This is a genomic window from Streptomyces sp. NPDC016640 (assembly GCF_043076215.1).
Classification (GTDB): domain Bacteria; phylum Actinomycetota; class Actinomycetes; order Streptomycetales; family Streptomycetaceae; genus Streptomyces.
The window spans coordinates 15965-37588 of record NZ_JBIBRG010000008.1; the positions used below are offsets into that span (position 1 = coordinate 15965).

Below are 21624 nucleotides of genomic sequence, written 5' to 3' on the forward strand. Positions count from 1 at the left end.
AAGACGTCCCGTCAGCCACTCGCCGGGGCGGGCCGCTTGAACATGCGGGTCGCGGTGATCTCGCTGTGCGCCTCCTCGGCCGGGGCCTGCTGGGGAAGTCCCGGCCTCAGATGCTCCTCGACACTGATGTACTTCAGGCCGGCCCGCAGGTCGGCGTCGTTGCGCAGCCGGATGACCAGCGGGAACTCCGCGAGTGCCGTCGTGTCGAACAGACCGGTGGTGTACAGCAGCTGCACGCCGAGGGCGTCGGCGACCGCCCGCTGGAGTTCCAGCAGGTAGGTGGCGTTGGCGCGGCCGATGGGGTTGTCCAGGAACAGGGTCCCGGCGTGCCGGTGCCTGTCCCGGCCCCGGTCGTTGGAGCGCAGGGCGGCCATCGTGCAGTACAGGGCGATGGCCGCGGTGAGCAGCTGGCCGCCGGAGAACACGTCGCCCATCTGTCCGACGGGCACGCGCTCGGCGCGCAGCACCGCGTCGGGCTTCAGGATCTCGACGGCCACGCCCTTCGGCTGGAGGGCGGCCCCGACACCGCGCAGCAGCAGGGACATGCCGTCGCGCCGCAGGTCGGAGTTCTTCCTGACGGCCGCCCGGGTGGCCTCGTCGACGACCTCGCCCAGACGCTCGGTGAGGGTGGCCTGGTCGGGTTCCTCGAAGCGGATGCGCAGGAACTCCTGCCCGGACCACTCGCCGAGGCCTTCCGGCAGCCGGGACAGCCGCTGGGCCGAGCGGAGGGTGGCCAGGGCGGACTCGACCAGGCCCCGCAGCCGGTCCACGATCGAGTCGCGGTTGCGCTCCAGTTGCTCCAGCTCGTCGGTGAGCACCCGCAGCCGGGGCGCGAAGGCGTCCGCCCACTTGCGCGCGTGCTCCGGCAGCGCGGAGGCGGGCAGTTCGCGGATCTGCTGGCGCGCGGGGGTGCGGACCTGTTCGTAGCGGGTGGAGTTGGCGTGCCGGACGAGGACGTCGCTCGCCTCGCGCACGGCGGACTCGGCGGCGGACAGGTCGGCGGCGCAGCCGCGCAGCGAGCGGCGGGCCTCCGCGGCGGACTGCCGGGCCTCGTCCAGGCCGCCCGGGTAGGGCTCGGGCTGCTCCTGCTCCTCCTCGGGCGCGTGCTCGCGCAGCAGGTCGCGGAGCATGGCGGCGATCTCGTCGAAGCCGCCGGCCGCGTCCTCGGCGGCGCGGTGCGCGTCGAGCAGTTCGGCGTGGGCCTCCCGGGCCTGGTTCAACGCCTCGCTGCGGGAGGCCAGTTCGGTCGTGGCGGTGCGCAGCAGGGCCTGCGCGTGCTCGGCGTCGCGCGGCACCAGCTCCTCGGGGAGCCCGGTGTGCGCCCGGCCGTCCTCGGGTGCGAGCCGCTCGGTCTCGCCGCGCAGCCGCCCGAGCTGCTCGCTCGCGGTGGACATACGGGTCTCCAGGAGCTGCACCAGTTCCTCGGCGCGGGCGGCGGCGGCCTGCCGGCTGGGCCCGTCGGAGCCGTCGGGCGACTGGAGCAGCTGCTCCGCGCGGGTGCGGACCTTGTTGCTGAGCCGGTCCAGTTCCGCGCGGGCGGCGCTCTCGTCGCTCTCCGCGCGGGCCTGTTCGGCGCGCAGATCGGCGCCGACGCCGACCTTCTCGTACAGCTGGGACGCGGCGCGGTACGCCTCGCGCAGGGCGGGCAGGGACGTCTGCGGCGATCCGGTGCCGTCCTCGGGTACGTCGTCGGGGGCGCCCGCGATCTCGGAGCGCTCGGCGCGCAGCGCACGCGCGGTGCGCCGGGCGTCGTCGGCGGCGCGCTGGGCTCCGCGCCGGTCCTCGTCGGCGGCGCGCGCCCGTTCCAGGCAGACCTGGGCGCGTGCTTCCGCCTCGGTCGCGTCGTCGGCCAGTTCGCGCAGCCTGACCTGCCAGCCGGCCCGTTCGCGCAGCCGGAACGCGAGCCCGGCGAGGGCGTCGGCCGCGCGCCGGGCCTTCTGCGCGGCCTCCTGCCGCTCGTCACGGAGCACGGCGGCCTCGTGGGCGGCCTCCTCGGCCTCCGCCCGTACGGTGCGCGCCTCGGCCAGTTCGGCCTCGGACTCGTCGGCGAACGCCCGCGCCTGGTGCGCCGCCCCGGCCAGCTCCGCGAGCCGGCCGGCCGGACAACCGGCGCGCCAGGAGGCGAGCCGCGCGGACAGCTCCCGGTCCTTGCCGAGCCGGGCGGCGAGCGCGCGGATCTCCTCGTCCCGCGCGGTCGCCCGCGCGCGCAGTGCCCGGCGTTCCTCGTCGGCGGCGTGCTCGTCGTGCATGGCCGGGTTCGGCGGCACGAGGAACACGTCACCGCTGTCCGTGCCGGGTGCCGGGGTGGGGGCGAGCAGGGCGGCGGCCGTGCCGACGGCGACGGTGGACCGGGGCAGCAGGGCGGCCTCGCTCAGCGCCTCGCGGGCACGGAGGTGGGAGTCCGGGTCGGTGATGATGACGCCGTCGACCAGCTCGGGGCGGGCGGCCAGGACCCGCGCGTGGTCGGCGGGGTCGACGGCCTGCGCGAGGTAGCGCCATCCCGGGAGCGCCGGGATGCCGTGCTCGCCGAGGAACTCGACGGTCGCGAGCACGTCCGGGCCGGGCGGCAGCAGGCCGCCGTCACCGAGGGCACCGAGGATGCGGGCGTCGTCGGCCGCGGCGGTCCGCAGGTCGAACAGCTGCCGTTCGGCGGAGGAGACGGCGTCGTCGAGCAGTTCACGGAGGTCGTCGGCGAACCGGTCGAGGTCCTCGGCGGTCAGGGATCCGGCGTCGGGGGATCGGGGGTCCGCCGCGCCGTCGCCGTCGGCCGCCGCCGTGCGCCGACCGTCGGCCACGCGGTCCCCGCCCGTGCGGGGGCCCGGCACACCGGCCCGCGCTCCGCCGGGAGCTCCCGGCAGGCTCAGCAGCTCCGCCAGCCGCTCCTCGGCGGCGAGCGCCTCGGCGGTGCCGCGCTCGCCGTCGTGGGCCCGTGCGGCCGCCGCGGCCGCGTCCGCCGCGCGGGCCGCGGTGAGTTCCGCGCGGCTCTCGGCGGCGGCCGCCTCACGCGCGTGCTCGGTGGCCCGGCGGGACGCCTCGAGGGCGGAGTCCCAGGCGGCGACCGCCGTCTTCTCCGCGTCGCTGGCCGCGAGGGCGGCCCGGGCGGGGTCGGCGTCGGGGGCGCTGTCGTCGAGCCAGCCGGCCCGCACCGCCTCGGCGGTCTCCTGTTCGACCTCGGTGAGCCGCTGCCGCAGATGCCCGATCTCGCTGCGGGCCCGCTGTGCCTCGGTGGCGGCGGCCGTGGAGTCGCGGTAGGCGGTGTCGCTGACCTCCCGGAGGGCGTCGGAGCGCTCCTCCTCCTCGTTGGCGAGGTTCTCGGCGTTCCGCGCGGCCGCGTGCAGGGCGCGTACGAGGTCGACGGCGGCCTCGGCGCGTGCGGCCAGTGCGGGCGCCGCGTCCCGCTCGGCCTCCCGGATCGCGGCGGACACCCGCGCGACCCGGTCGGCGGCGGCGCGGTGGCGCAGCGCGGACTCGGCGGCCTGCCAGGCCGAGTACAGCGTGCGGGCGTCGGCGAGTTCGCGTTTCTGGGCGGCGGCGGACTTCTCCGCGGCGGCGAGCGCCAGGGAGGCGTGCCGGTAGGCGAGTTCGGCGGAGATCAGCGCGCTGTGCTCACGGGCCGACTCGGCATGGGTGACGGCGTACGCGGCGGCGGTGACCCGTTGCGCCAGGTCGGCCGCGCGGACCCGTTCCCGCGTACCGCGCGCGGAGAGCCGGCGGGCCAGGGTGCGGGTGCGGCGCTCGGCGGCGGTGTGGATCTCCCGCGCGCGGGAGCGGGCCTCGGCGGCCTCGACGATCCGGCCCAGCAGGTCGACCGAGCCGGCGGTGAAGTCCCGTTCGGCGATCAGCTCGGCGCGCCGGCCCAGCTTGTTGCCGAAGCCGCCGACCAGGTCGGCGAGTCCGTCGGTGTCCCGGGTGTCGGTGACGGCGCGCAGCAGCAGGTCGGTGAAGTCGGAGTCCTTCTTGACCGCGAAGAGGCCGGCGGCTTCGCCCTCGTCCGCGTTCATCTCCCGCTGGTAGCGGAACAGTTCCGGGTCGAGTCCGAGCTCGCCGAGGTGTTCGGTCCAGCGCTCGTGGGTCTCCTCCCAGTGCACCTCGAGGTGGGGGTAGGTCTTGCCCGCATCGGTGAGGGCGTCCCGGAAGCCCTTCATGGTGCGGCGGCGTCCCCGTGCGCCCGACTGCCCCTCGGCGGGGGGCCGTACGGCCGTGGACTCGGCGACGGGGAGGTTGTCCAGGCCGAGGCCGGGGCCGGGCCGGAAGGAGTACCAGGCCTCGGCGAACTTCCTGGGGTCGTTGGAGACCTGGCGGCCCCGCCACTCGCTGGCCTTGCCGACGACGACGCACTCGCCGGTCTGCACGTGCTGCCACTCGAGCGCCACATGGCCGCAGTCGTCGGCGAGCAGGAACTTGCGCAGCACGCCGGAGCTGGCGCCGCCGAGGGTGTTGCGGTGGCCCGGGAGCATCACGGAGAAGATCAGCTTCAGCAGGACCGACTTGCCGCCGCCGTTCTCCAGGAAGAGCACCCCGGCGGGCGCCGGCCGGCGCGGCGGGCCGACGGGCTCCTCCTGGAAGAACTCCGCCTGCGTGGGGGCGGGGTCGGGCACGGTCCCGCCCACGCCGCGCAGATCGAGCACGGTGTCGGCGTAGCGCGCACCGGCCGGCCCGATGGAGTAGAGGCGGACCCGGGACAGCTCGTACATGGCGGACTCTCGTGAGGCTTCGTGAGGTGGGGGGTCAGGCGGAGTGGAACGGCAGGCCGGCGTCGGCGACCAGCTCCAGGTCGTCGGAGTCCTCGGGCGGCAGCAGGGTGGGCGTGCCGTCGGTGACGGGGACGACGCCCAGCTCCAGCAGTTCGGTCAGGGCGGCGCTGCCCGCCAGGTCGCGCACCTGGAGCTGGTAGCGGGCCGTGGTGCGGTAGGTGCCGCCGTTGTCGTCGCCGGTGCGCTGCAGGAAGCCGGATTCGGTGAGGAAGGTGACGGCCTTGGCGACGATGCCGGTGGTGGAGCCGGCGAGCCGGCGGGCGTCCTTGGTGGCGCCGGTCGCGCTGCGTCTGGCCCAGATCCGCCAGGCGGCCTCCAGGCCGGGCGCGTCGCTGGCCGGGTCGGTGTTCTCGCCCTGCTCGGCGGCCCGCTGCTCGAGACGGTTGCAGGCCTGCCGGACGAAGGCGTCGACGCCGTTGACCGTGACGCGCCCGATGTAGCCGTCGTCGGCGAGGTCCTCGGGCCGGGGGAAGGCCATGGCGGCGACGGCGAGATGGGCGAGTCCGTGCAGGAACCGGTCGCCGCCGTCGGCGGAGGTGCGGCGCGCGTAGTCGCCCATGCGGACCGCGAAGACGGAGTCCTCGGCGGCGGTGACGGCCATGCCGGCGCGCGGGGACACCTCCAGCACGATCAGTCCGAGGCCGCCGGCGACGGCGTCGGCGAGCCGCGCGAACGGCGGGTCCTCGCGGTAGCGGCGCAGCAGGTCCGCGTACTCCTGGTCGCGGGCGGGCTGGAGTTTGGGCTGGAGGCCGAAGGCGACGAGCCGCGCCGCGTCGGCGGCGTCGGCGGGTGTGACGGCGGCGCTCGCCGGTGCGGCCGCGGCCTCCGGCTCACTCCACTCGACGTGCTCGGTCACGGTGGGGGCTCCTTGCTCTGGGAAACGTCGGTGGGGACGGCGCGTTCCGTCATGCCGCCTCCGTCCGGTCCGCGGCCATGCCCGCCGCGTCCAGCAGGGCCGTGCCGACGATGAGGTCGGCCCCGCCGAACTCGGGGTCGTCGAGTTCGGTGCCGTCGTCCACGGCGAACAGCAGCGTCCGCTCGCCCTGGCGGTAGGCGGTGCCGACCGGCGGGCTGGCGGCGTGGATGGCCAGCAGGGCGACCAGATACGGCAGTTCGGGGTCCTGGCGGCGGGCGTCGGCGAGCAGCCCGGAGAGCCGGCGCGGCGCGTCGGCCGGCAGGTTCAGCAGTGCCTTCGCGGCCGCCAGCTGCTCCTCGCTGAAGCGGCTGTCGTCGGGCGTGGCGATCAGGTCGGGCTCCGGCATCTCCGCGCCGAGGTGTTCCCGCTCCACGGGCGGCGTCAGCAGTATCCCGACCAGATCGGCGACCCGGACGGACACCGGGGTGCGCAGTCCGGTGCCGTGGGCGAAGAAGGCGTCGGTGACCCGGGCCGCCCGCTCCACGGGCAGCGGCAGCAGGGGTGCCAGGAGGTGGCCGTAGAGGTCCGTGCCCGAGGTCGACGCGGGGGTGGCGAAGGCCTGCCGGTCCTGTTCGGCCCGGAACAGCGGGCCGGCCTCCAGCAGCCGGGACTGCAACTGTGTGTGGCGCCTGATGCAGTCCTTGACGATGTCCACCAGTTCGGCCGCCCGGCGCTTGTGCTCGGGGTCCTCGGACTCGTCGCGGGCCTTGCGGATGTTGGTGAGGATCGCGTTCTCGTGGCGGTAGCGGTCCGCCACGTGCTCCAGGGCCTCGGCGATCATGTCGGGCACGGCGCTCAGCCAGTCCACCGCGCGTACGTTGCGGCGGGTGGCCTCCAGTGCCCGCCGCAGGGTCTCGGAGTACTGCACGGTCCGGTAGCGGGCCTGTTCCGCGGCGAGCTGGGCGTCGGCGAGCCTGCCCCGGCTGATCAGCACCTCCAGCTTGACCTCGGCGGCGATCTGCGCGCTGGTGACATCGGTGTCCAGGGCGCCGACCAGGACGTTGACCGCTTCGTCCGTGGTGCGCAGGTACACCGTGCCGCCGGGGCCGGGGACCTCCTCGATCAGCTTGAAGTCGTAGTCGCGGCGCACATAGGTGCCGTCCGCGCCGAAGACGCCGTACACCGCGCGGAAGCCGCGGTCGACGCTGCCGACGTTGATCAGGTTCTCCAGTACCCAGCGGGCCACCCGCTCGTGCTCGGCGGCGGAACGGGCCGGGGCCTGGGCGGCGATGCGCGGGACGAGCCGGGTGACGATCTGGTCGTGGTCCGCGCCCGTGTCGAAGTCCATGTTCAGCGTGACCAGGTCGATGGCCGCGAGGGCGATCTCCGCCATGCCGTACACCGAGTACGCACCCGCCAGGTTGGCCTTGCGCGCGTCGAGGTCGTGCAGCGGCGCGGTGCACGCGAGCGCGCGCAGCCGCCGCGCCAGGCCCTCGTCGGCGGCCGGGCCCGGCGCGGACCGCGGCCCCGCGCTGAGCTGGGGCGGAACGCTGTCCGTCGATGCAGGCGAAGTCACGGTGCACAGACTAGGTCCTCGGTCCGACAACCTCCCAAACGAGGCAGATGCGACCCGGCGCCGCGGTCGCCGCAGCGGCACCGCACCGTGCGCCGCGGTGGTTCAGCCGCGCTGCCCGTCCTCCCCGACCCGGCGCCGGTAGACCTCCACCACCCGTTCCAGGGAGACGTCGAGGTAGTCCGCGAGCAGTTCCCCGGCCCGCTCCCGGTCGCCGGCCTGCAGGGCCTGGAGGATCGCGGCATTTCGCGCGATGTACGGTTCGTGCAGTGCTCGGGGCTCGTCCACCACGTGGAAGGCGAGCCGCAGTTCGGCGAAGACGCTGCGCATCAGTTCGTCGGTCCGCTCGCTGGCGGCGAGGGCCACCAGCTCCCGGTGGAAGTGGATGTTGGCCGTACCCACGCCTTTCCAGTCGCCTTCGCGCGCCGCCGCGCGTCCCTGCTCCACCACCGCGGCGAGCGGCCCGACCGCGTAGGGCGGGTCGCCGAGACCGTGCACGACGGCGCACTCGACGAGCCGGCGGGTGCGGTAGATGTCCTCGACGTCCTCGACGGTCAGCACCCGGACGAACACGCCCCGGTTCAGCTCGTGCACGAGCAGGCGCTCATGGGTGAGCAGCCGGAACGCCTCGCGCAGCGTGTTGCGGGAGACGCCCAGCGCGCCGCCGATGCCGTCCTCCGCCAGCCGTGTCCCGGGCGGGAAGAACCCCTCGGCGATCCGGCTCCTGAGGATGTCCGCGACGCGCTCGGCGGTGCTGGTGCGGCCCAACAGGGCACGGTCGTCGGCCAGTCCGCTCAGCTGCTCTGCCATGCCCGGAATTCAATCGCACGCGCGAGGACGGGACAACAGAGGTATTGAAGGATCGTTCAACGATCCCCTACCGTGCTGCACACGGCACGGCTCACCTCCTCCCGCACCCTTCGTCCTCCCTCTGCGAGGTGCCCATGAGCACGACCCCTCCACCGCAGGCCCCGGCCGGCACCCCGCGCCCCGCGCCGTCCGGACACGCGCCCGACGACGGGGCGTTCGGCTGGCTGCGCGCGCTGGGACCGCGCGGCCGGCGCGCCTTCGGCGGCGCGTTCGGCGGCTACGCCCTGGACTCGTACGACTACTTCACGCTGCCGCTGACCATGGTCACGCTGTCCGCCTACTTCGGCCTGAACAGCGGCCAGACCGGCCTGCTCACCACCGTCACCCTGGTGGTCTCCGCGGTCGGCGGCGCGCTCGCCGGCGTGCTGGCGGACCGCATCGGCCGGGTGAGGGCGCTGCTGCTGACGGTGATCACCTACGCGGTGTTCACCGTGGCCTGCGGCTTCGCGCCCGACTACGAGACCCTGCTGGTGTTCCGCGCGCTCCAGGGCCTCGGCTTCGGCGGCGAGTGGGCGGTCGGCGCGATCCTGGTCGCCGAGTACGCGAGCGCCGGGCACCGGGGCCGTACCCTCGGCGCGGTCCAGAGTTCCTGGGCCGTGGGCTGGGCGCTGGCCGTGATCGTGTACACGGCGGTCTTCTCGTGGGTCGACGACGACCTGGCCTGGCGGGTGATGTTCTGGACCGGCGCGCTGCCGGCGCTGCTCGTGGTGTGGGTGCGGCGCAGTGTGCGGGACGCGCCCGAGGCGGCCGCCGCGCGGGAGAAGAGCGCCCGGAAGGGCTCGTTCGCGGTGATCTTCCGGCCGGACCGGGCGGGATCGCCGGGGCTGCTGCGCACCACGCTCTTCGCCGTGCTGCTCTCCACCGGCGTCCAGGGCGGCTACTACACGCTCGCCACCTGGGTCCCGACGTATCTGAAGACGGAGCGCGGCCTGTCGGTCGTCGGCACCGGCGGCTATCTGGCGTTCCTGATCTCGGGTGCCTTCCTCGGCTATCTGACCGGGGGCTATCTCACCGACCGGCTGGGCCGCCGGCGCAACATCTGGCTGTTCGCCCTGCTGTCCGCGGTCTGCATCCTGGCGTACACGAACATCCCGGGCGGCGCCGGCACCCTGGTCCTGGTGCTCGGGTTCCCGCTGGGGTTCTGCATGTCGGCGATCTTCAGCGGCTTCGGCTCCTATCTGAGCGAGCTGTACCCGACAGCGGTGCGCGGCACGGGCCAGGGCTTCACGTACAACACCGGACGTGCCGTGGGTGCCGTCTTCCCCACGACGGTCGGCTTCCTGGCCGACGGCTGGGGCGTGGGCGGGGCGCTGGTCTTCGGCGCGCTCGGCTACGGCCTCGCGGCACTGGCGCTGCTGGGACTGCCCGAGACACGCGGCAAGGAGCTGGAGTGAGGCACGCCGACGGCCGTGCGCCCACCGCCCCGGACGACCGTCCTGTGACCGTCGCCGACGAGCACGCGCGTGCGTGGAGCCCCCGGACGGTCCGGCACGTGGAGCAGGGCCGCGACGTACCCGTGTACGTGACGAGTCGGCAGTGCCGTCCGGCGGGGCGGCCGCGCGGGCCGATGGTGGTGTCGATGCGGCCGGTGCCGCCCGGGCACCTCTCCGCGGCGATCCGGGAGAGCGGCCTGCCGCCGGCGGTGCACGGCGGGCCGGTGCACCGCGGCGGCCCCTCCGCGCCGGACATCGACGGCCGCGGCCGCCCGGACTTCGGTGACGCGGTGGACGTCGGGACGGACGACGTCGCGGTCCTCCGGGCCTGCGGTGTGACCCCGCGGGCCGCGGTCATGGCCTCCCGTCCGCCGTTCGCCGTCACGCACGCACCGGGGCGGATGTTCCCGGGCGGCGCCCGCGGCGAGCAGTTCCGGGTGGCCCGACAGAGGTGTCCGGCACGAGCAGGAGGGACGATGGACCCATGACGCCGATCGATCTGAACGCCGACCTCGGCGAGGGTTTCGGCCGCTGGCGGCTCACCGACGACGAACGGCTGCTGACCGTCGTCACCAGCGCCAACGTGGCCTGCGGCTTCCATGCCGGGGACGCGGTCACCATGCGCCGGGTGTGCGAGCTCGCGGCCGGGCGCGGGGTACGGATCGGCGCCCAGGTCTCCTACCGGGACCTGGCGGGGTTCGGGCGGCGCGCGATGGACGTGCCGCCCGCCGAACTGGCGGCCGAGGTGGCCTACCAGATCGGCGCCCTGGAGGTGTTCGCCCGTGCGGCGGGCGCCCGCGTGGCGTACGTCAAACCGCACGGCGCGCTGTACAACCGTGTCGTGCGCGACGCGGAGCAGGCCGCCGCGGTCGTCGACGGGGTGCTCCTCGCGGACGCCGCGCTGCCGGTGCTCGGCCTGCCCGGCTCGTGCCTGCTGGAACTGGCCCGGAAGGCGGGTCTGCCGGTGGTCACCGAGGCGTTCGCCGACCGGGCGTACACCGACGAGGGGACGCTGGTGCCACGCCGTCAGGAGGGCGCGGTGGTCACCGACCCGGAGTCCGTCGTGACGCGCTCGGTGGACCTGGCGCGCCACGGGCGGGTCGCCGCGCTGTCGGGGCGGCGTATCGGGGTGCGGGCGCGTTCCCTGTGTCTGCACGGCGACACGCCCGGCGCGGTGGATCTGGCGCGACGGGTACGGGACGCCCTGGTGGCGTCCGGCGTCCGGGTGGAGGCCTTCGCATGAGGGCGCTGCCCGTCGGCGAGGACGCCCTGCTCGTCGAGGTCTCCTCGGGCGACGAGGCCCAGGCCCTCCACGCCGAGCTGCTGCGGCGCCGCGCGGAGGGCTCCCTGCCGGTCGGTGAGATCGTCCCCGCGGCGCGCACGGTCCTGCTCGACGGCCTGTCCGATCCCGCCCGGCTGGCCGCCGAACTGACCGCGCGCGAACTGCCGCCCGTGCCCCCGCCCGCGGGGGATACGGTCGAGATCCCGGTGCGCTACGACGGCCCGGACCTCGCCGATGTCGCCGCCCACTGGGGCGTTCCCGTGCGGGAGGTGGCCCGCGTCCACGCGGGCGCCTGGTTCCGGGTCGCGTTCTGCGGCTTCGCGCCCGGGTTCGGCTACCTCACGGGGCTGCCGTCGCGCTACGAGGTGCCCCGCAGACCGACTCCGCGCACGGCCGTCCCGGCCGGCTCGGTGGCCCTCGCGGGGCCGTACACGGGCGTGTACCCGCGCTCCTCGCCGGGCGGCTGGCAGCTGATCGGGACGACCGACCTCGTGCTGTGGGACCACGCGCGCGTGCCGGCGGCGTTGCTCTCCCCCGGCACGCGCGTGCGCTTCGTACCGGTGACATCGACGGGGGCGGCGGCATGACGGACCGCGCGCTCGCCGTCGTACGGGCGGGAGCCCTGACCACCGTGCAGGACCGCGGCCGTCCCGGGCACGCGCACCTCGGCGTGCCGCGCTCGGGGGCTCTGGACGGGCCCGCGGCGGCGCTCGCCAACCGGCTGGCCGGCAACGCGCCGGACGCCGCCGTGCTGGAGACGACCCTCGACGGCTGCTCGGTGCGCCCCCGTTCGACGGTCACCGTGGCCGTCACCGGGGCCCCCTGCCCGGTCACCGTGGACGGCCGCCCGGTCGCCTGGGGCGCGCCGGTGCGCGTGCGCGCCGGGTCCGTTCTGGACGTCGGGGCGGCGGCCCGCGGGGTACGCGCCTATCTGGCCGTCTCCGGCGGGGTTGCCGTCGAACCGGTGCTCGGCAGCCGCTCCACGGACCTGCTCTCCGGCCTCGGCCCGGTCCCCCTCACGGACGGTGCGGTGCTCCCCCTCGGGACGGCGCGCGAGGGCCACGCGCGCGTGGACGTCGCCCCGCAGCCGGCGCCCCCGGACGAACTCGTACTGCGGGTGACCCCCGGCCCGCGCGACGACTGGTTCACCCCCGCCGCGGTACGGACCCTCACGTCCCGCGCGTACCGGGTCTCCCCCGCGAGCAACCGCATCGGGCTGCGCACCACCGGACCGGCCCTGGAGCGGGCCAGGCCGGGGGAGCTCCCCAGCGAGGGCATGGTGCTGGGCGCGGTCCAGGTGCCGCCCGACGGCACCCCGGTGGTCTTCCTCGCCGACCATCCGACCACCGGGGGCTACCCGGTGATCGCGGTGGTGCGCCCCGCCGACCTCCCGGCCGCCGCCCAGGCGAGGCCCGGCACCCCGCTCCGCTTCCTCGCCGTGCGGCGCCGCTGAACCCCGCGCGGGCCGGCGGGCCTCAGGCGGCGCCCGGGCGCTGTTCCCCCGTGGACAGGGCCGCCAGTGCCGCGGAGACGGCGGCGGACGCGCGCAGGTCCAGGCGGACGCTCGTGCCCCGCGCACGGTGCCGCGTCTCGTCGACGGCGAGGGAGAGCAGCTGCGGCAGCAGGTCGGTGCACCGGCGGGCCACCCAGCCGGTGCCGGCGGTGGCCAGCCACCACAGGCTCGCCCGCGCGGTGGGCGCCGGGGACTCGGGCTCCGCCGAGGGGGCGGGGCCGGTCGCGATGCCGCGTGCGGCCAGGAGTTCGTGGAAGCGCAGGGCCAGTTGCCGGTGTCCCGGTTCGCCGGGGTGCAGCCGGTCCGCGCTCCACATCGCGCGGTCGGTGATCCAGTCGCCCTCGCAGGCGTGCAGGTGCACCGCGCCGTACCGCTCGGACAGGGCGTGCACCACGGCGTTCACCGCCCGCTGCCGCCGGGCGAGCGGGCGGGCCAGCACCCCGGGCAGTCCCAGCACGGCGCCGGGGTCGGGCAGGCAGGCGGTGAGCAGCACGGCGCCCCGTGCCGTACAGGCCGCGTACACCCGGTCCAGCCGTGCCGTCACCTCGTGGATGTCGAAGGTGCGGCGCAGGGTGTCGTTGCCGCCGACGACGACGGAGACGAGCCCGGGCCGCAGCTCCAGTGCGGCGGGCAGCTGCCGTTCGAGCACGTCCCGGGTCTGCGCCCCGCTCACGGCGAGGTTGGTGAACCGCACCGGCTCCGCGCCCAGCGACGGCGCGAGCAGGGCGGCCCAGCCCCGCCATCCGCCGCCGGCCCGGTCCCCGACCCCCTCGGTCAGCGAGTCCCCGAGGGCCACGAACCGCGGGGGTCTCACGGGAACCCCCCGGACACGACCGGCCGCACCGGGGCCGTGCCCCGGTCGGCGGGGGCCGCCTCCGCCCGCACCGGGACCGGCGCGTCGTGGGCCGCGAGGAACGCCGCCACCGCCGTGCCCCACCCGAAGCGCTCCGCACGCGCGCGTGCCGCCTCGCGCCGGTCCGTCCGCGCCCGTTCCAGGAGCAGCTCGACGGCCTCCGCGAAGGCCTCCCCCCGGTCCTCCGCGACCGCGCCCGCCGGGCCGATCACCTCCGGAAGCGCCGACGACGCGCTCGCCACCACGGGCGTGCCGCACGCCATCGCCTCCAGTGCGGCGAGTCCGAAGGTCTCGGCGGGCCCGGGTGCCAGGCAGACGTCGGCGGACGCCTGGAGCGCGCCCAGCAGTCCCCGGTCGCGCACGTGGCCCAGGAAGGTCACCGGCAGGTCCCGCCGCCGCGCGCGCTGTTCGAGCCGGGCCCGCAGCGGCCCGTCCCCGGCCACCACCAGCACCGCCCGCCGGCCGCGCCGCCGCAGCGCCTCCAGCGCGTCCAGCGCGGTCCCCGGCCGCTTCTCCAGCGACAGCCGGGAGCACATGACGAGCAGTGTCTCCCCCTCACCCGCGTACCGGGCGCGCAGCCCGGGGTCGCGCAGCGCGGGGTGCCGCTCCACCAGGTCGACGCCCAGCGGGGCCCGTACGACGTTGCGGGCGCCGATGCGGACGAACTCCCGTTCCGCGAACCCGGTGGTGCACACCACGCGCGCGTAGGTGTGGGCGGTGCGGATGTTGAGGGCGTCGGCGGTGCGCCGGGCGGCCGGCTCCGGCAGCCCCCAGGTGCGCAGCACCCCGTCGGCGGTCTCGTGGGAGACCATGACCGCCGGCACCCGGGCCCGCCGGGCCCATCTGCCGGTCCAGCGCAGGGTCGTGCGGTCGGACACCTCGAGGCGGTCGGGGGCCAGTTCGTGCAGCAGGGCGGCGATCCGCCGTCTGTCGGTGAGGACGCGGTAGCCGCCGGTGCCGGGCAGCAGCGGGCCCGGCAGGGTGATCACCCGTCCCTGCTCGGTGTCGTGGTCGCTCTCCCGTTCCCCGGGGACGACCAGCACCGGCCGGTGTCCCGCCGCCAGGTAGCCCTTGCCGAGTTCCCGCAGGGCGGTGCGCAGCCCGCCGGAGGCGGGTGCGACGAAGTTGGCCAGCCGCACGATCCGCAGCGACGCGTTCATGCCGCCACCGCCGTCCTGCGCCCGGCGAGCACATCCGCGTAGTGCCCGATGAGCTGGTCCCCGACGGCCGCCCAGGTGCGCCCCTCGACCATCGCGCGCCCGGCTGTCCCGTACGCGGCCCGCAGCCCGGGGTCGGCGGCCAGGGACCACACCGCGTCGCGTACGGCGGCGGCGTCACGCGGCGGGACGAGGATCCCGGTGCGCCCGTGCGCGACCAGGTCCAGCGGACCGCCCGCCGCGGGCGCGACCACCGGCACGCCGCTCGCCATCGCCTCCTGCACGGTCTGGCAGAAGGTCTCGAACGGTCCGGTGTGCACGAAGACGTCCAGCGAGGCGAAGATCCGGGCGAGTTCGTCGCCGGTGCGGCGGCCGAGGAACACCGCGCCGGGCAGCGCCTGCTCCAGTCCCGGCCTGCTGGGCCCGTCGCCCACGACCACGACCCGCACGCCGGGCAGGGCGCACGCCCCGGCGAGCAGCTCGACCTGCTTCTCCGGGGCGAGCCGGCCGACGTAGCCGATGACGGTCTCGCCGTTCGGGGCGAGGGCGCGGCGCAGTCGCTCGTCGCGGGCGCCGGGCCGGAAGCGGACGGTGTCGACACCGCGCGGCCACAGTCTGACCCTGGGCACGCCGTGCTCCCGCAGGTCGCGCAGGGCGGCGCCGGAGGGGGCCAGGGTGAGGTCGGCGGCCGCGTGCACGGAACGGATGCGCCGCCAGGCCGCCGCCTCGCCCGCGCCCATGTAGGTACGCGCGTATCCGGCGAGGTCGGTCTGGTAGACGGCGACGGCGGGCAGTCCGCTGCGGGCGGCGGCGGCCATCCCGCGCACGCCGAGCACGAAGGGGCTGGCCAGGTGGACGACATCGGCCCGGTGGGCGGCGATCGCGGCGGTGAGGCGCCGGCTGGGGAGGGCGACGCGGACCTGGGGGTAGCCGGGGAGGGGAAGGGAGGGGACGCGGACGACGGGGCACGGTGCTCCGGCGTCGGGCTCGTCGCCCGCGGTGGCGGGGGCGACGACGACGGGGTCGTGGCCGCGTTCGACGAGGTGCCGGGCGGTCTGGAGCGCGCAGTGGGCCACGCCGTTCACGTCGGGGGGAAAGGACTCGGTCACGATGACGACACGCATACCGGTGTTGTCGCCGCACCGGACGTGGTCACGACAACGTGGATCTTTCCGGGCGGGGAACGTGCCGTGAGCGTTGTGTTCCGCGCCCGGGCAGGTCGGACGCCATCCACGCGCGCCCGGCCCGCGGGTCGTCCCCCGTTCACACCGCGCGTGGGCGAGCGGGTCACACGGCGGTCTCCCCGGGACCGATACGGCTGCGTACGGCGGTCTGCACCTCGGCCTCCTCGGCCGGGTCCGCGGCGAGCCGGCGCAGACGCTCCACGACCCGGGTGTCCCCGGTCTCGGCGTGCCGGGCGGCGACCTCCCGGGTGGACTCCTCGCAGTCCCACAGGCACTCGACGGCGAAGCCGGTGGCGAAGGAGGGGTCGGTCGCGGCGAGGGCCCGGGCGGCCCGGCCCCGCAGATGGGAGGAGGCGGTCTCCCGGTAGACGTGGCGCAGCACGGGGGCGGCGCAGGCGATGCCGAGACGTCCGGCGCCGTCGACGAGGGTCCACAGGGTGGGCGCGTCGGGGCCCTCGCCCCGTACCGCCTCCCGGAGCGCCGCGAGGACCAGGTCGCGGTCCTGTGCGCCGCCCCGGCAGGCGAGAACGCGGCCGGCGGCGTCGCCCAGCGGGTCGGGCCGGCGGGCCCAGCCGCGCGCCCGGTCGACGGCGACGGGGCCGCGCATGCGTTCGAAGGCGTCGACGGCGGCCTCCACGACGGCCGCCGAGCCGGTGGCCACGGCGCCCTCGATCAGCGCGAGGGCGTCGGGATCGTTGCCGTCGGCGAGGTACCGCAGGGCGGTGCACCGGGCTCCCTCGGTGCCGTCCTGCGCGGCCCGGACGATCTCGGGCCGGTCCTCGGGTCCCGCCACGGCGGTGAGGCAGCGGGCTGCCGGGACGTGGAGCGCGACGCCGCGTTCGATGCCTTGCTGAGCCCACTCGAACACGGCCTGGACGCTCCAGCCGGGGCGGGGCCCGGTGGGGCTCATCTGCCGCTGCCAGCGGTCGAAACAGCCCGTCTCGTGGGCGGTACGCACGCGGGTGGCGACGGAGGGCCGTGGATCGTCGGCCCACAGGCGCCAGGGCCGGGGCTCGAAGGCGTCGCGGACGGTGGCGGCCAGTTCCGCTTCGCCCTCGGCGTCGGTGGCGAACCGCGCGAGGACCGGGGCGGCGAGGGCGCGCAGGCCCGCGTCGTCGTCCCGCAGGGCGAGCTCGTCCAGGGCCCAGGCCCAGTTGGTGCCCTGGGCGGCGTACCTGCGCAACAGATGCAGGGCGTCCCGCCTGCCGTAGGACGCGAGGTGCCCGAGGACCGCGAGGGCGAGTCCGGTGCGTGACTCCTCGGTGTCCAGGACGTCCTCGGGGGCGAAGAGGTGGGCCTCGACCGCGTCGAGGCCGCCGTGCAGATCGAGGTAGAGGCGGGCGTAGTAGAGGGAGCGGTTCTCCACCTGCCAGTCGTGGCGCGGGTCGCGCAGCACACAGTGGTTCAGCGCCGCGAGCGCCTCGGGGCGCGGGGCGGTGAGCGCGTGCAGCGTGCCGTCGCCGCGGCCCCGCTGGAGCAGGCCGAGCAGCGTACCGCTGGGCGCTATGACCGGATCGAACATGGGAAACAGCCTCACATCAAGCGTCGACGCAACCGGGGACGTGCATTACCTGGCCGCGTGACAACGCGTCGGGGCGCCCGCCGTTTCCTGCTTGCTGTAGACCATCTCTCTGCCTCTCGTCGGTGGCCCGTGCGGACCGATCACGGCCCGCGCGGTGCGGCAACACCTGCCCAGCCTTCGCGTCCGTGCATCACTTCGTCATGATGACCCGGCGGTCACATCTCCCGCGACCGAAATTTCGGCGGCCCTGTACCGCCTCCCCCGTTTTCCGCGTCGTCACCGGTCAGAGCGTGTCGCTCAGTGCTCGCCGAACAGCTCGAGCAGTTCCGTACGCCCGAACATCCTGGCCGTGTCGACGGCCGAGGGGGTGCCGGCGGACGGGTCGGCGCCGCCCCTCAGAAGCGCTTCGATCACCTCGGTCTCGCCCTTGAAGACCGCCCCCGCGAGGGGGGTCTGGCCCCGGTCGTTGACGCGGTCGGCGTCGGCGCCGCGCTCCAGCAGCGCGCGCACCGCATCGGCGTGGCCGTGATAGGCGGCGAGCATCACGAGCGAGTCGCCCCGGTCGTTGGTGAGTTCGGCCGGCACGCCCGCGTCGACGTAGGCCACGAGCTCGTCGGTCCGGCCGCGCCGGGCCAGATCGAAGATCTTGGTCGCCAGCTCCACGACCTCGGGGTCGGGGGCTTCGGTCATCGGCCGTACCGCCTCTCACTACAGCTGCACGTGTCACGTGCGTCGGGGGACAGGGCGTACGTCTGCGAGCGGTGCAGAGCCGTACGGGTGAATCGCCAGCGTACTGGCTCGCGCGGCACATGACCCGATGTGCCCGAGGTAAAGATCACAGCGGATCCGTCCGGGAGTAAAAGCCCAGAAAGCACCCAGTTGCACCTTTTATCGTATAGATACATCCTGTGATCCTGGAAGCACTCATGGTGACTGCCCCCGCGAACCAGGAGAACTCACATGATCGTCTCGATCTCATGCGTGGTGCTGCTCGGCATCGTCGTCTTCATCTTCCTGCGCAAGGACGGGCTGAAGACGTCGCACGCCCTGGTGGCGATGCTGTTCGGCTTCTATCTGGCCAGCACGGCCATCGCGCCCAGCATCAAGGCGGGCGGCGAGAGCCTGGCCGGCCTCCTGGGCGGATTCAGGTTCTGACCCGCCCGACCACGCCCCGCCCGCCCGTACGCACCCCCTGGAGACCGCAGTGGCCCGGCCCCCACTCCCCCGCATCCTGAGCAACGGCAGCGCGCAGCTCGCCCGGAGCCGGGAGCTGGCCAGGACGGCGGCCGACGGCGCCACGGACGTGCTCCACCCGCTGATCACCATCACGCGCGGGCTGCGCCGGCTGGCCTCGGCCGGGCGGCGCAGGTGGGCCGCCACGCCCAAGGACCGGCGCGGCGGGCTGCTCTTCCTGATGGCGTCGGCCGTGCTGGTCGTGGCGCTGGCACCGTACGGCCCGCTGCTCGCCGTCGTCACCCTGATGGCGGCGGCGGCCTGGCAGGGCCGGGACCGCACCCGTTCGGCACCCGGCGAGCCCGACGCGTCGCAGGCCCAGCGCCTGAGGTCGCTGTACGCGGCCCTGGTGCCGTACTTCTCGGCCGCCGGGGACCCCGCCCCCCTCTACGTCCACGGCGGCGACTGGAGGAAGGCCTTCCCCGAGTACGAGTTCGACGGCACGGGCCGTATCGCGCACCTGGTGATCCGCTACCCCGCCCACTTCACCGACGGCGAGCCGGAGTCCCGGACGCGGATCGAGCATCTGCTCGGCGCCAAGTCGGGGCGCGGCCGCGAATACCGGTTCGCCTGGGACGAGGAGGGCAACCAGCTCTCGGTCCGGGTCCTCGCGCCCCTGCCCACCGACATCGCCGCCCAGCCCTTCGTCACCGCCCCCGGCGAGACGGTCCTCGGCTTCACCGATCCCACCCTGGTGCAGCGGACCCTGCCGCTGGCCCACGGCCCCCACGGCGAGGAGCGGCGCGACGTCCCCCCCGTGGTGTGGCGCACCGGCGTCCGCTCCACCGAGCCCCATCTGCTCGCGGTCGGGCAGCCGGGCAGCGGCACCTCGACGCTGCTGCGCTCCATCGCCCTGCAGGCCCTGCACCACGGCGACGTGGTGATCCTCGACGGCGGCGGCACCGGCGAGTACGCCTGTCTGACCGGCCGGGACGGCGTGCTCGCCGTCGAGTGCGGGCCGGCGGGGGCGCTGACCAGCCTGGAGTGGGCCGCGCACGAGACGGAACGACGGCTGATCGCCGCCGGCCGCGCCCACCAGGCGGGTGATCCGCCGCCCGAGGACACCAGGCGTCCCCTGTGGCTGCTGCTGGACCGGCCCACCGCGTTCACGCACCTGGCCGCCGCGGACGGCCGCAAGGACCCCCAGTCGCTGCTCCAGGTACCGCTGCGGCACGGCCGCCCGGCGAACGTCACCGTGGTGGTCGCCGAGCAGTTCGACAGCCTGGAGGCCCTCGGCGAGCCGGTGCGGCAGCACACCCGCGCGCGCGTCGTCCTCGGTCCCGCGACGGCGCAGCAGCTGACGGCCGTCCTGGGGGCGCCCCCGCACACCACGCCCGTCGACCAGGTCCCGCCGGGGCGCGGGTACGCCCGCCTGGGCACGGGGCCGGTCCACCGCCTCCAGGTGCCGGCGACGCCGGACCCGTACGACGACGCGACCAGTGACGCCCACCGCCAGGCGGTCCTGGAACTGCTGCCGCCGCGGACGGCACCGGTGGAGGGAGCGGACCGGGAGGAGCCCGGCGCGCGGACCACCCGCCCGGTCGCGGTGCCGGCCGGGTCCGTCTCCCTGGACAAGGTGCCCATGGACGCCGTGCTGCTGGAGGAGGTTCCGGTCGAGAAGACTCCCCTGGAACTCGAGAAGCCACCGGTGGAGCAGCCGCCGGCGGCACAGGTGCCCGCCGGGGTCGGGGCGCCGGAGGCGGCCGCCGGGGACGGCGTTCCCGCCGAGGCGGCGGTCGCGGAGTCCTCATAGCCCCTCGCGCGCCCTCACCGGTCGTGTCACCCGGGGCTCCGCGCGTCCCGCCGGAGTGCCACCGGCCCCCTGCCGCGCCGGGACGGGCACCGCCCACCGCCCGTCCCGTCCGCTACGCCACGAACGTGCGCGGTGCCTCCGCCCCCGAGGTGCCGCCGGCCTCGACCACCCGCGCGGCCGCGGCCAGCCGGGCCGCCGCCTCCTCGGCCACGGCGCCGCCCACCGTGAACGGCAGCCGTACGTATCCCTCGAAGGCCCCGTCGACCCCGAAGCGGGGTCCGGACGGCACCCGCACCCCGACCCGCTCGCCCGCCTCGGCGAGCCGCGAGCCGGAGAGTCCTCCGGTGCGCACCCACAGCGTGAGCCCGCCCCGCGGCACCTCGAACTCCCAGTCGGGCAGCTCCCGCCGCACCGCGACCACCAGCTCGTCCCGGTTCCGCCGCGCCTGGGCGCGCCGTATCTCCACCGCCTGTTCCCAGCCGCCGGTGCCGAACAGCCAGTTCACGGCCAGCTGCTCCAGTACGGGCGTGCCCAGGTCGGCGTACGCGCGTGCGGCGACGAGACTGCGGATCACATCCGGTGCCGCGCGCACCCAGCCGATGCGCATCCCGGCCCAGAACGCCTTGCTCGCCGAGCCGACCGTGATCACCGTGGACCCGGCCGGGTCGAAGGCGCACACCGGGCGCGGCATCTCCACCCCGGGGTCGAGCCACAGCTCGCTCATCGTCTCGTCGGCGACCAGCACCGTCCCCGCCGAGCGCGCCGCGTCCACCAGGCGGCGCCGCTGGTCCTCGTCGGCGAGGGCACCGGTCGGGTTGTGGAAGTCGGCCACGACGTAGGCGATACGGGGTGCCGCCTCCCGCAGCACCTGCCGCCAGCGGTCCACGTCCCAGCCGGTCAGGCCCTCGGCCATGGCCACGGGGACGAGCCGGGCCCCGGCCTCCCGCATCAGCTGGAGGATGTTGGCATAGGACGGCGACTCCACGGCGATGCGTTCGCCCCGTCCGGCGAAGAGGTGGCAGATCGCGTCGATGGCGCCCATCGCGCCCGTCGTCACCATGATCTGTTCGGGCATCGTCGGGATGCCCCGCGCGGTGTAGCGGTCGGCGATCATCGAGCGCAGCGCGGGCAGCCCGGCGGGGTAGTCGCCATGGGTGTGGGCGTACGGCGGAAGCTCCTCCAGGGCGCCCTGGACGGCCCGGGTGAGCCACGGCTCGGGTGCGGGCAGGGCGGCGCAGCCGAGGTCGATCATCGAGCCCAGGGTCTCGGGCGGCAGCGGTTCCAGTCCCCGCGCGGGAAGCGGATTGCCGGCCGGGACCGCCGTCCAGCTGCCCGCCCCGCGCCGCGACCCCAGGAACCCCTCGGTGCGCAGCGCCTCGTAGGCGGCGGCGACGGTGGTGCGGCTCACGGACAGGGCGAGGGCCAGCTCCCGCTCCGCGGGCAGACGCGCGGCCACCGGTACGCGCCCCTCCAGCACCAGCAGGCGGATGCCGTCGGCGAGCGCGCGGTAGGCGGGCGGCCGGCGGGCTCCGGGCCCGGCCGGCCGGTCCTGCTGGGACGTGAGCAGCCGGGCGAGCTGTGCCGCGCCCACCACGGAGGTCCACTGCGCCATGAGAATCAGTCCACCTTCCCGTGATTGGC

At 75.6% G+C, this 21624-nt stretch carries 16 protein-coding genes and 1 pseudogene; 7 read left to right on the plus strand and 10 right to left on the minus strand.

The features are described from left to right. Positions 1-11: 11 nt before the first annotated feature. The 4 genes from ACF07S_RS17835 to ACF07S_RS17850 all read right to left on the minus strand — a co-directional run bounded on the left by ACF07S_RS17835 (position 12) and on the right by ACF07S_RS17850 (position 7993). Entirely contained in the window at positions 12-4694 is a 4683-nt protein-coding gene (locus tag ACF07S_RS17835; protein WP_391974561.1) for a hypothetical protein, read from the minus strand. A 34-nt stretch (positions 4695-4728) separates the two neighbouring features. Then, positions 4729-5610 (minus strand): hypothetical protein, encoded by an 882-nt coding sequence (locus ACF07S_RS17840; protein WP_391974562.1) that lies wholly within the window; start codon positions 5608-5610, stop codon positions 4729-4731. Between the two features lie 49 nt (positions 5611-5659). Next, positions 5660-7186, minus strand: coding sequence for a hypothetical protein (locus tag ACF07S_RS17845; RefSeq protein WP_391974563.1), 1527 nt, complete (start codon positions 7184-7186; stop codon positions 5660-5662). A gap of 102 nt (positions 7187-7288) precedes the next feature. Continuing rightward, entirely contained in the window at positions 7289-7993 is a 705-nt protein-coding gene (locus tag ACF07S_RS17850; protein ID WP_391964362.1) for a GntR family transcriptional regulator, read from the minus strand. Positions 7994-8127: 134 nt separating this feature from the next. On the opposite strand from ACF07S_RS17850, the gene ACF07S_RS17855 reads away from it, so the two are divergent. From ACF07S_RS17855 to ACF07S_RS17875, 5 genes and pseudogenes are all read left to right on the plus strand, one after another. Next, entirely contained in the window at positions 8128-9447 is a 1320-nt protein-coding gene (locus ACF07S_RS17855) for an MFS transporter (RefSeq protein WP_391974564.1), read from the plus strand. A gap of 59 nt (positions 9448-9506) precedes the next feature. Then, positions 9507-9974 (plus strand): annotated as a pseudogene (locus ACF07S_RS17860) (D-glutamate cyclase family protein); the annotation flags it as partial. Beyond that, entirely contained in the window at positions 9971-10729 is a 759-nt protein-coding gene (locus tag ACF07S_RS17865) for a LamB/YcsF family protein (RefSeq protein ID WP_391964364.1), read from the plus strand. The pseudogene ACF07S_RS17860 and the gene ACF07S_RS17865, both read left to right, overlap by 4 nt. Next, on the plus strand, positions 10726-11355 hold the full coding sequence (locus ACF07S_RS17870) for an allophanate hydrolase subunit 1 (RefSeq protein WP_391964365.1): 630 nt from the start codon (positions 10726-10728) through the stop codon (positions 11353-11355). Before ACF07S_RS17865 ends, ACF07S_RS17870 begins: the two co-directional genes overlap by 4 nt. Next, on the plus strand, positions 11352-12221 hold the full coding sequence (locus ACF07S_RS17875) for a biotin-dependent carboxyltransferase family protein (RefSeq protein WP_391974565.1): 870 nt from the start codon (positions 11352-11354) through the stop codon (positions 12219-12221). Before ACF07S_RS17870 ends, ACF07S_RS17875 begins: the two co-directional genes overlap by 4 nt. A 22-nt stretch (positions 12222-12243) precedes the next feature. Here the strand turns inward: ACF07S_RS17875 and ACF07S_RS17880 are convergent, their stop codons facing one another. The 5 genes from ACF07S_RS17880 to ACF07S_RS17900 form a co-directional block, all read right to left on the minus strand. After that, positions 12244-13095 (minus strand): SGNH/GDSL hydrolase family protein, encoded by an 852-nt coding sequence (locus ACF07S_RS17880; protein WP_391974566.1) that lies wholly within the window; start codon positions 13093-13095, stop codon positions 12244-12246. Further along, positions 13092-14294, minus strand: a complete 1203-nt coding sequence (locus ACF07S_RS17885; RefSeq protein ID WP_391974567.1) for a glycosyltransferase — start codon at positions 14292-14294, stop codon at positions 13092-13094. The genes ACF07S_RS17880 and ACF07S_RS17885 overlap by 4 nt, the downstream gene beginning before the upstream one ends. Beyond that, positions 14291-15415, minus strand: coding sequence for a glycosyltransferase family 4 protein (locus tag ACF07S_RS17890; RefSeq protein WP_391964369.1), 1125 nt, complete (start codon positions 15413-15415; stop codon positions 14291-14293). Before ACF07S_RS17890 ends, ACF07S_RS17885 begins: the two co-directional genes overlap by 4 nt. Positions 15416-15578: 163 nt before the next feature. After that, positions 15579-16997 (minus strand): HEAT repeat domain-containing protein, encoded by a 1419-nt coding sequence (locus ACF07S_RS17895; protein ID WP_391974568.1) that lies wholly within the window; start codon positions 16995-16997, stop codon positions 15579-15581. A gap of 297 nt (positions 16998-17294) precedes the next feature. Further along, positions 17295-17687: an ankyrin repeat domain-containing protein gene (locus ACF07S_RS17900; RefSeq protein ID WP_391974569.1), complete on the minus strand. Its 393-nt coding sequence runs from the start codon at positions 17685-17687 to the stop codon at positions 17295-17297. A gap of 270 nt (positions 17688-17957) precedes the next feature. On the opposite strand from ACF07S_RS17900, the gene ACF07S_RS17905 reads away from it, so the two are divergent. Together ACF07S_RS17905 and ACF07S_RS17910 are read left to right on the plus strand one after the other, a co-directional pair. Then, a complete protein-coding gene (locus ACF07S_RS17905; RefSeq protein WP_391964372.1) occupies positions 17958-18152 on the plus strand; it encodes a hypothetical protein in 195 nt (64 codons plus the stop codon). A gap of 49 nt (positions 18153-18201) precedes the next feature. Continuing rightward, positions 18202-19983, plus strand: a complete 1782-nt coding sequence (locus ACF07S_RS17910; protein WP_391974570.1) for a hypothetical protein — start codon at positions 18202-18204, stop codon at positions 19981-19983. 112 nt (positions 19984-20095) lie between these two features. On the opposite strand, the gene ACF07S_RS17915 is transcribed toward ACF07S_RS17910, so the two are convergent. Further along, entirely contained in the window at positions 20096-21595 is a 1500-nt protein-coding gene (locus tag ACF07S_RS17915; RefSeq protein WP_391964374.1) for a PLP-dependent aminotransferase family protein, read from the minus strand. Between the last annotated feature and the right edge of the window lie 29 nt (positions 21596-21624).

Excerpts from the sequence above, each read along its gene's own strand:
- ACF07S_RS17835 (WP_391974561.1), bottom strand. The coding sequence starts at position 4,694 with ATGTACGAGCTGTCCCGGGTCCGCCTCTACTCCATCGGGCCGGCCGGT.
- ACF07S_RS17850 (WP_391964362.1), bottom strand. The coding sequence starts at position 7,993 with ATGGCAGAGCAGCTGAGCGGACTGGCCGACGACCGTGCCCTGTTGGGC.
- ACF07S_RS17855 (WP_391974564.1), top strand. The coding sequence starts at position 8,128 with ATGAGCACGACCCCTCCACCGCAGGCCCCGGCCGGCACCCCGCGCCCC.
- ACF07S_RS17865 (WP_391964364.1), top strand. The coding sequence starts at position 9,971 with ATGACGCCGATCGATCTGAACGCCGACCTCGGCGAGGGTTTCGGCCGC.
- ACF07S_RS17870 (WP_391964365.1), top strand. The coding sequence starts at position 10,726 with ATGAGGGCGCTGCCCGTCGGCGAGGACGCCCTGCTCGTCGAGGTCTCC.
- ACF07S_RS17875 (WP_391974565.1), top strand. The coding sequence starts at position 11,352 with ATGACGGACCGCGCGCTCGCCGTCGTACGGGCGGGAGCCCTGACCACC.
- ACF07S_RS17885 (WP_391974567.1), bottom strand. The coding sequence starts at position 14,294 with ATGAACGCGTCGCTGCGGATCGTGCGGCTGGCCAACTTCGTCGCACCC.
- ACF07S_RS17890 (WP_391964369.1), bottom strand. The coding sequence starts at position 15,415 with ATGCGTGTCGTCATCGTGACCGAGTCCTTTCCCCCCGACGTGAACGGC.
- ACF07S_RS17895 (WP_391974568.1), bottom strand. The coding sequence starts at position 16,997 with ATGTTCGATCCGGTCATAGCGCCCAGCGGTACGCTGCTCGGCCTGCTC.
- ACF07S_RS17900 (WP_391974569.1), bottom strand. The coding sequence starts at position 17,687 with ATGACCGAAGCCCCCGACCCCGAGGTCGTGGAGCTGGCGACCAAGATC.
- ACF07S_RS17905 (WP_391964372.1), top strand. The coding sequence starts at position 17,958 with ATGATCGTCTCGATCTCATGCGTGGTGCTGCTCGGCATCGTCGTCTTC.
- ACF07S_RS17915 (WP_391964374.1), bottom strand. The coding sequence starts at position 21,595 with ATGGCGCAGTGGACCTCCGTGGTGGGCGCGGCACAGCTCGCCCGGCTG.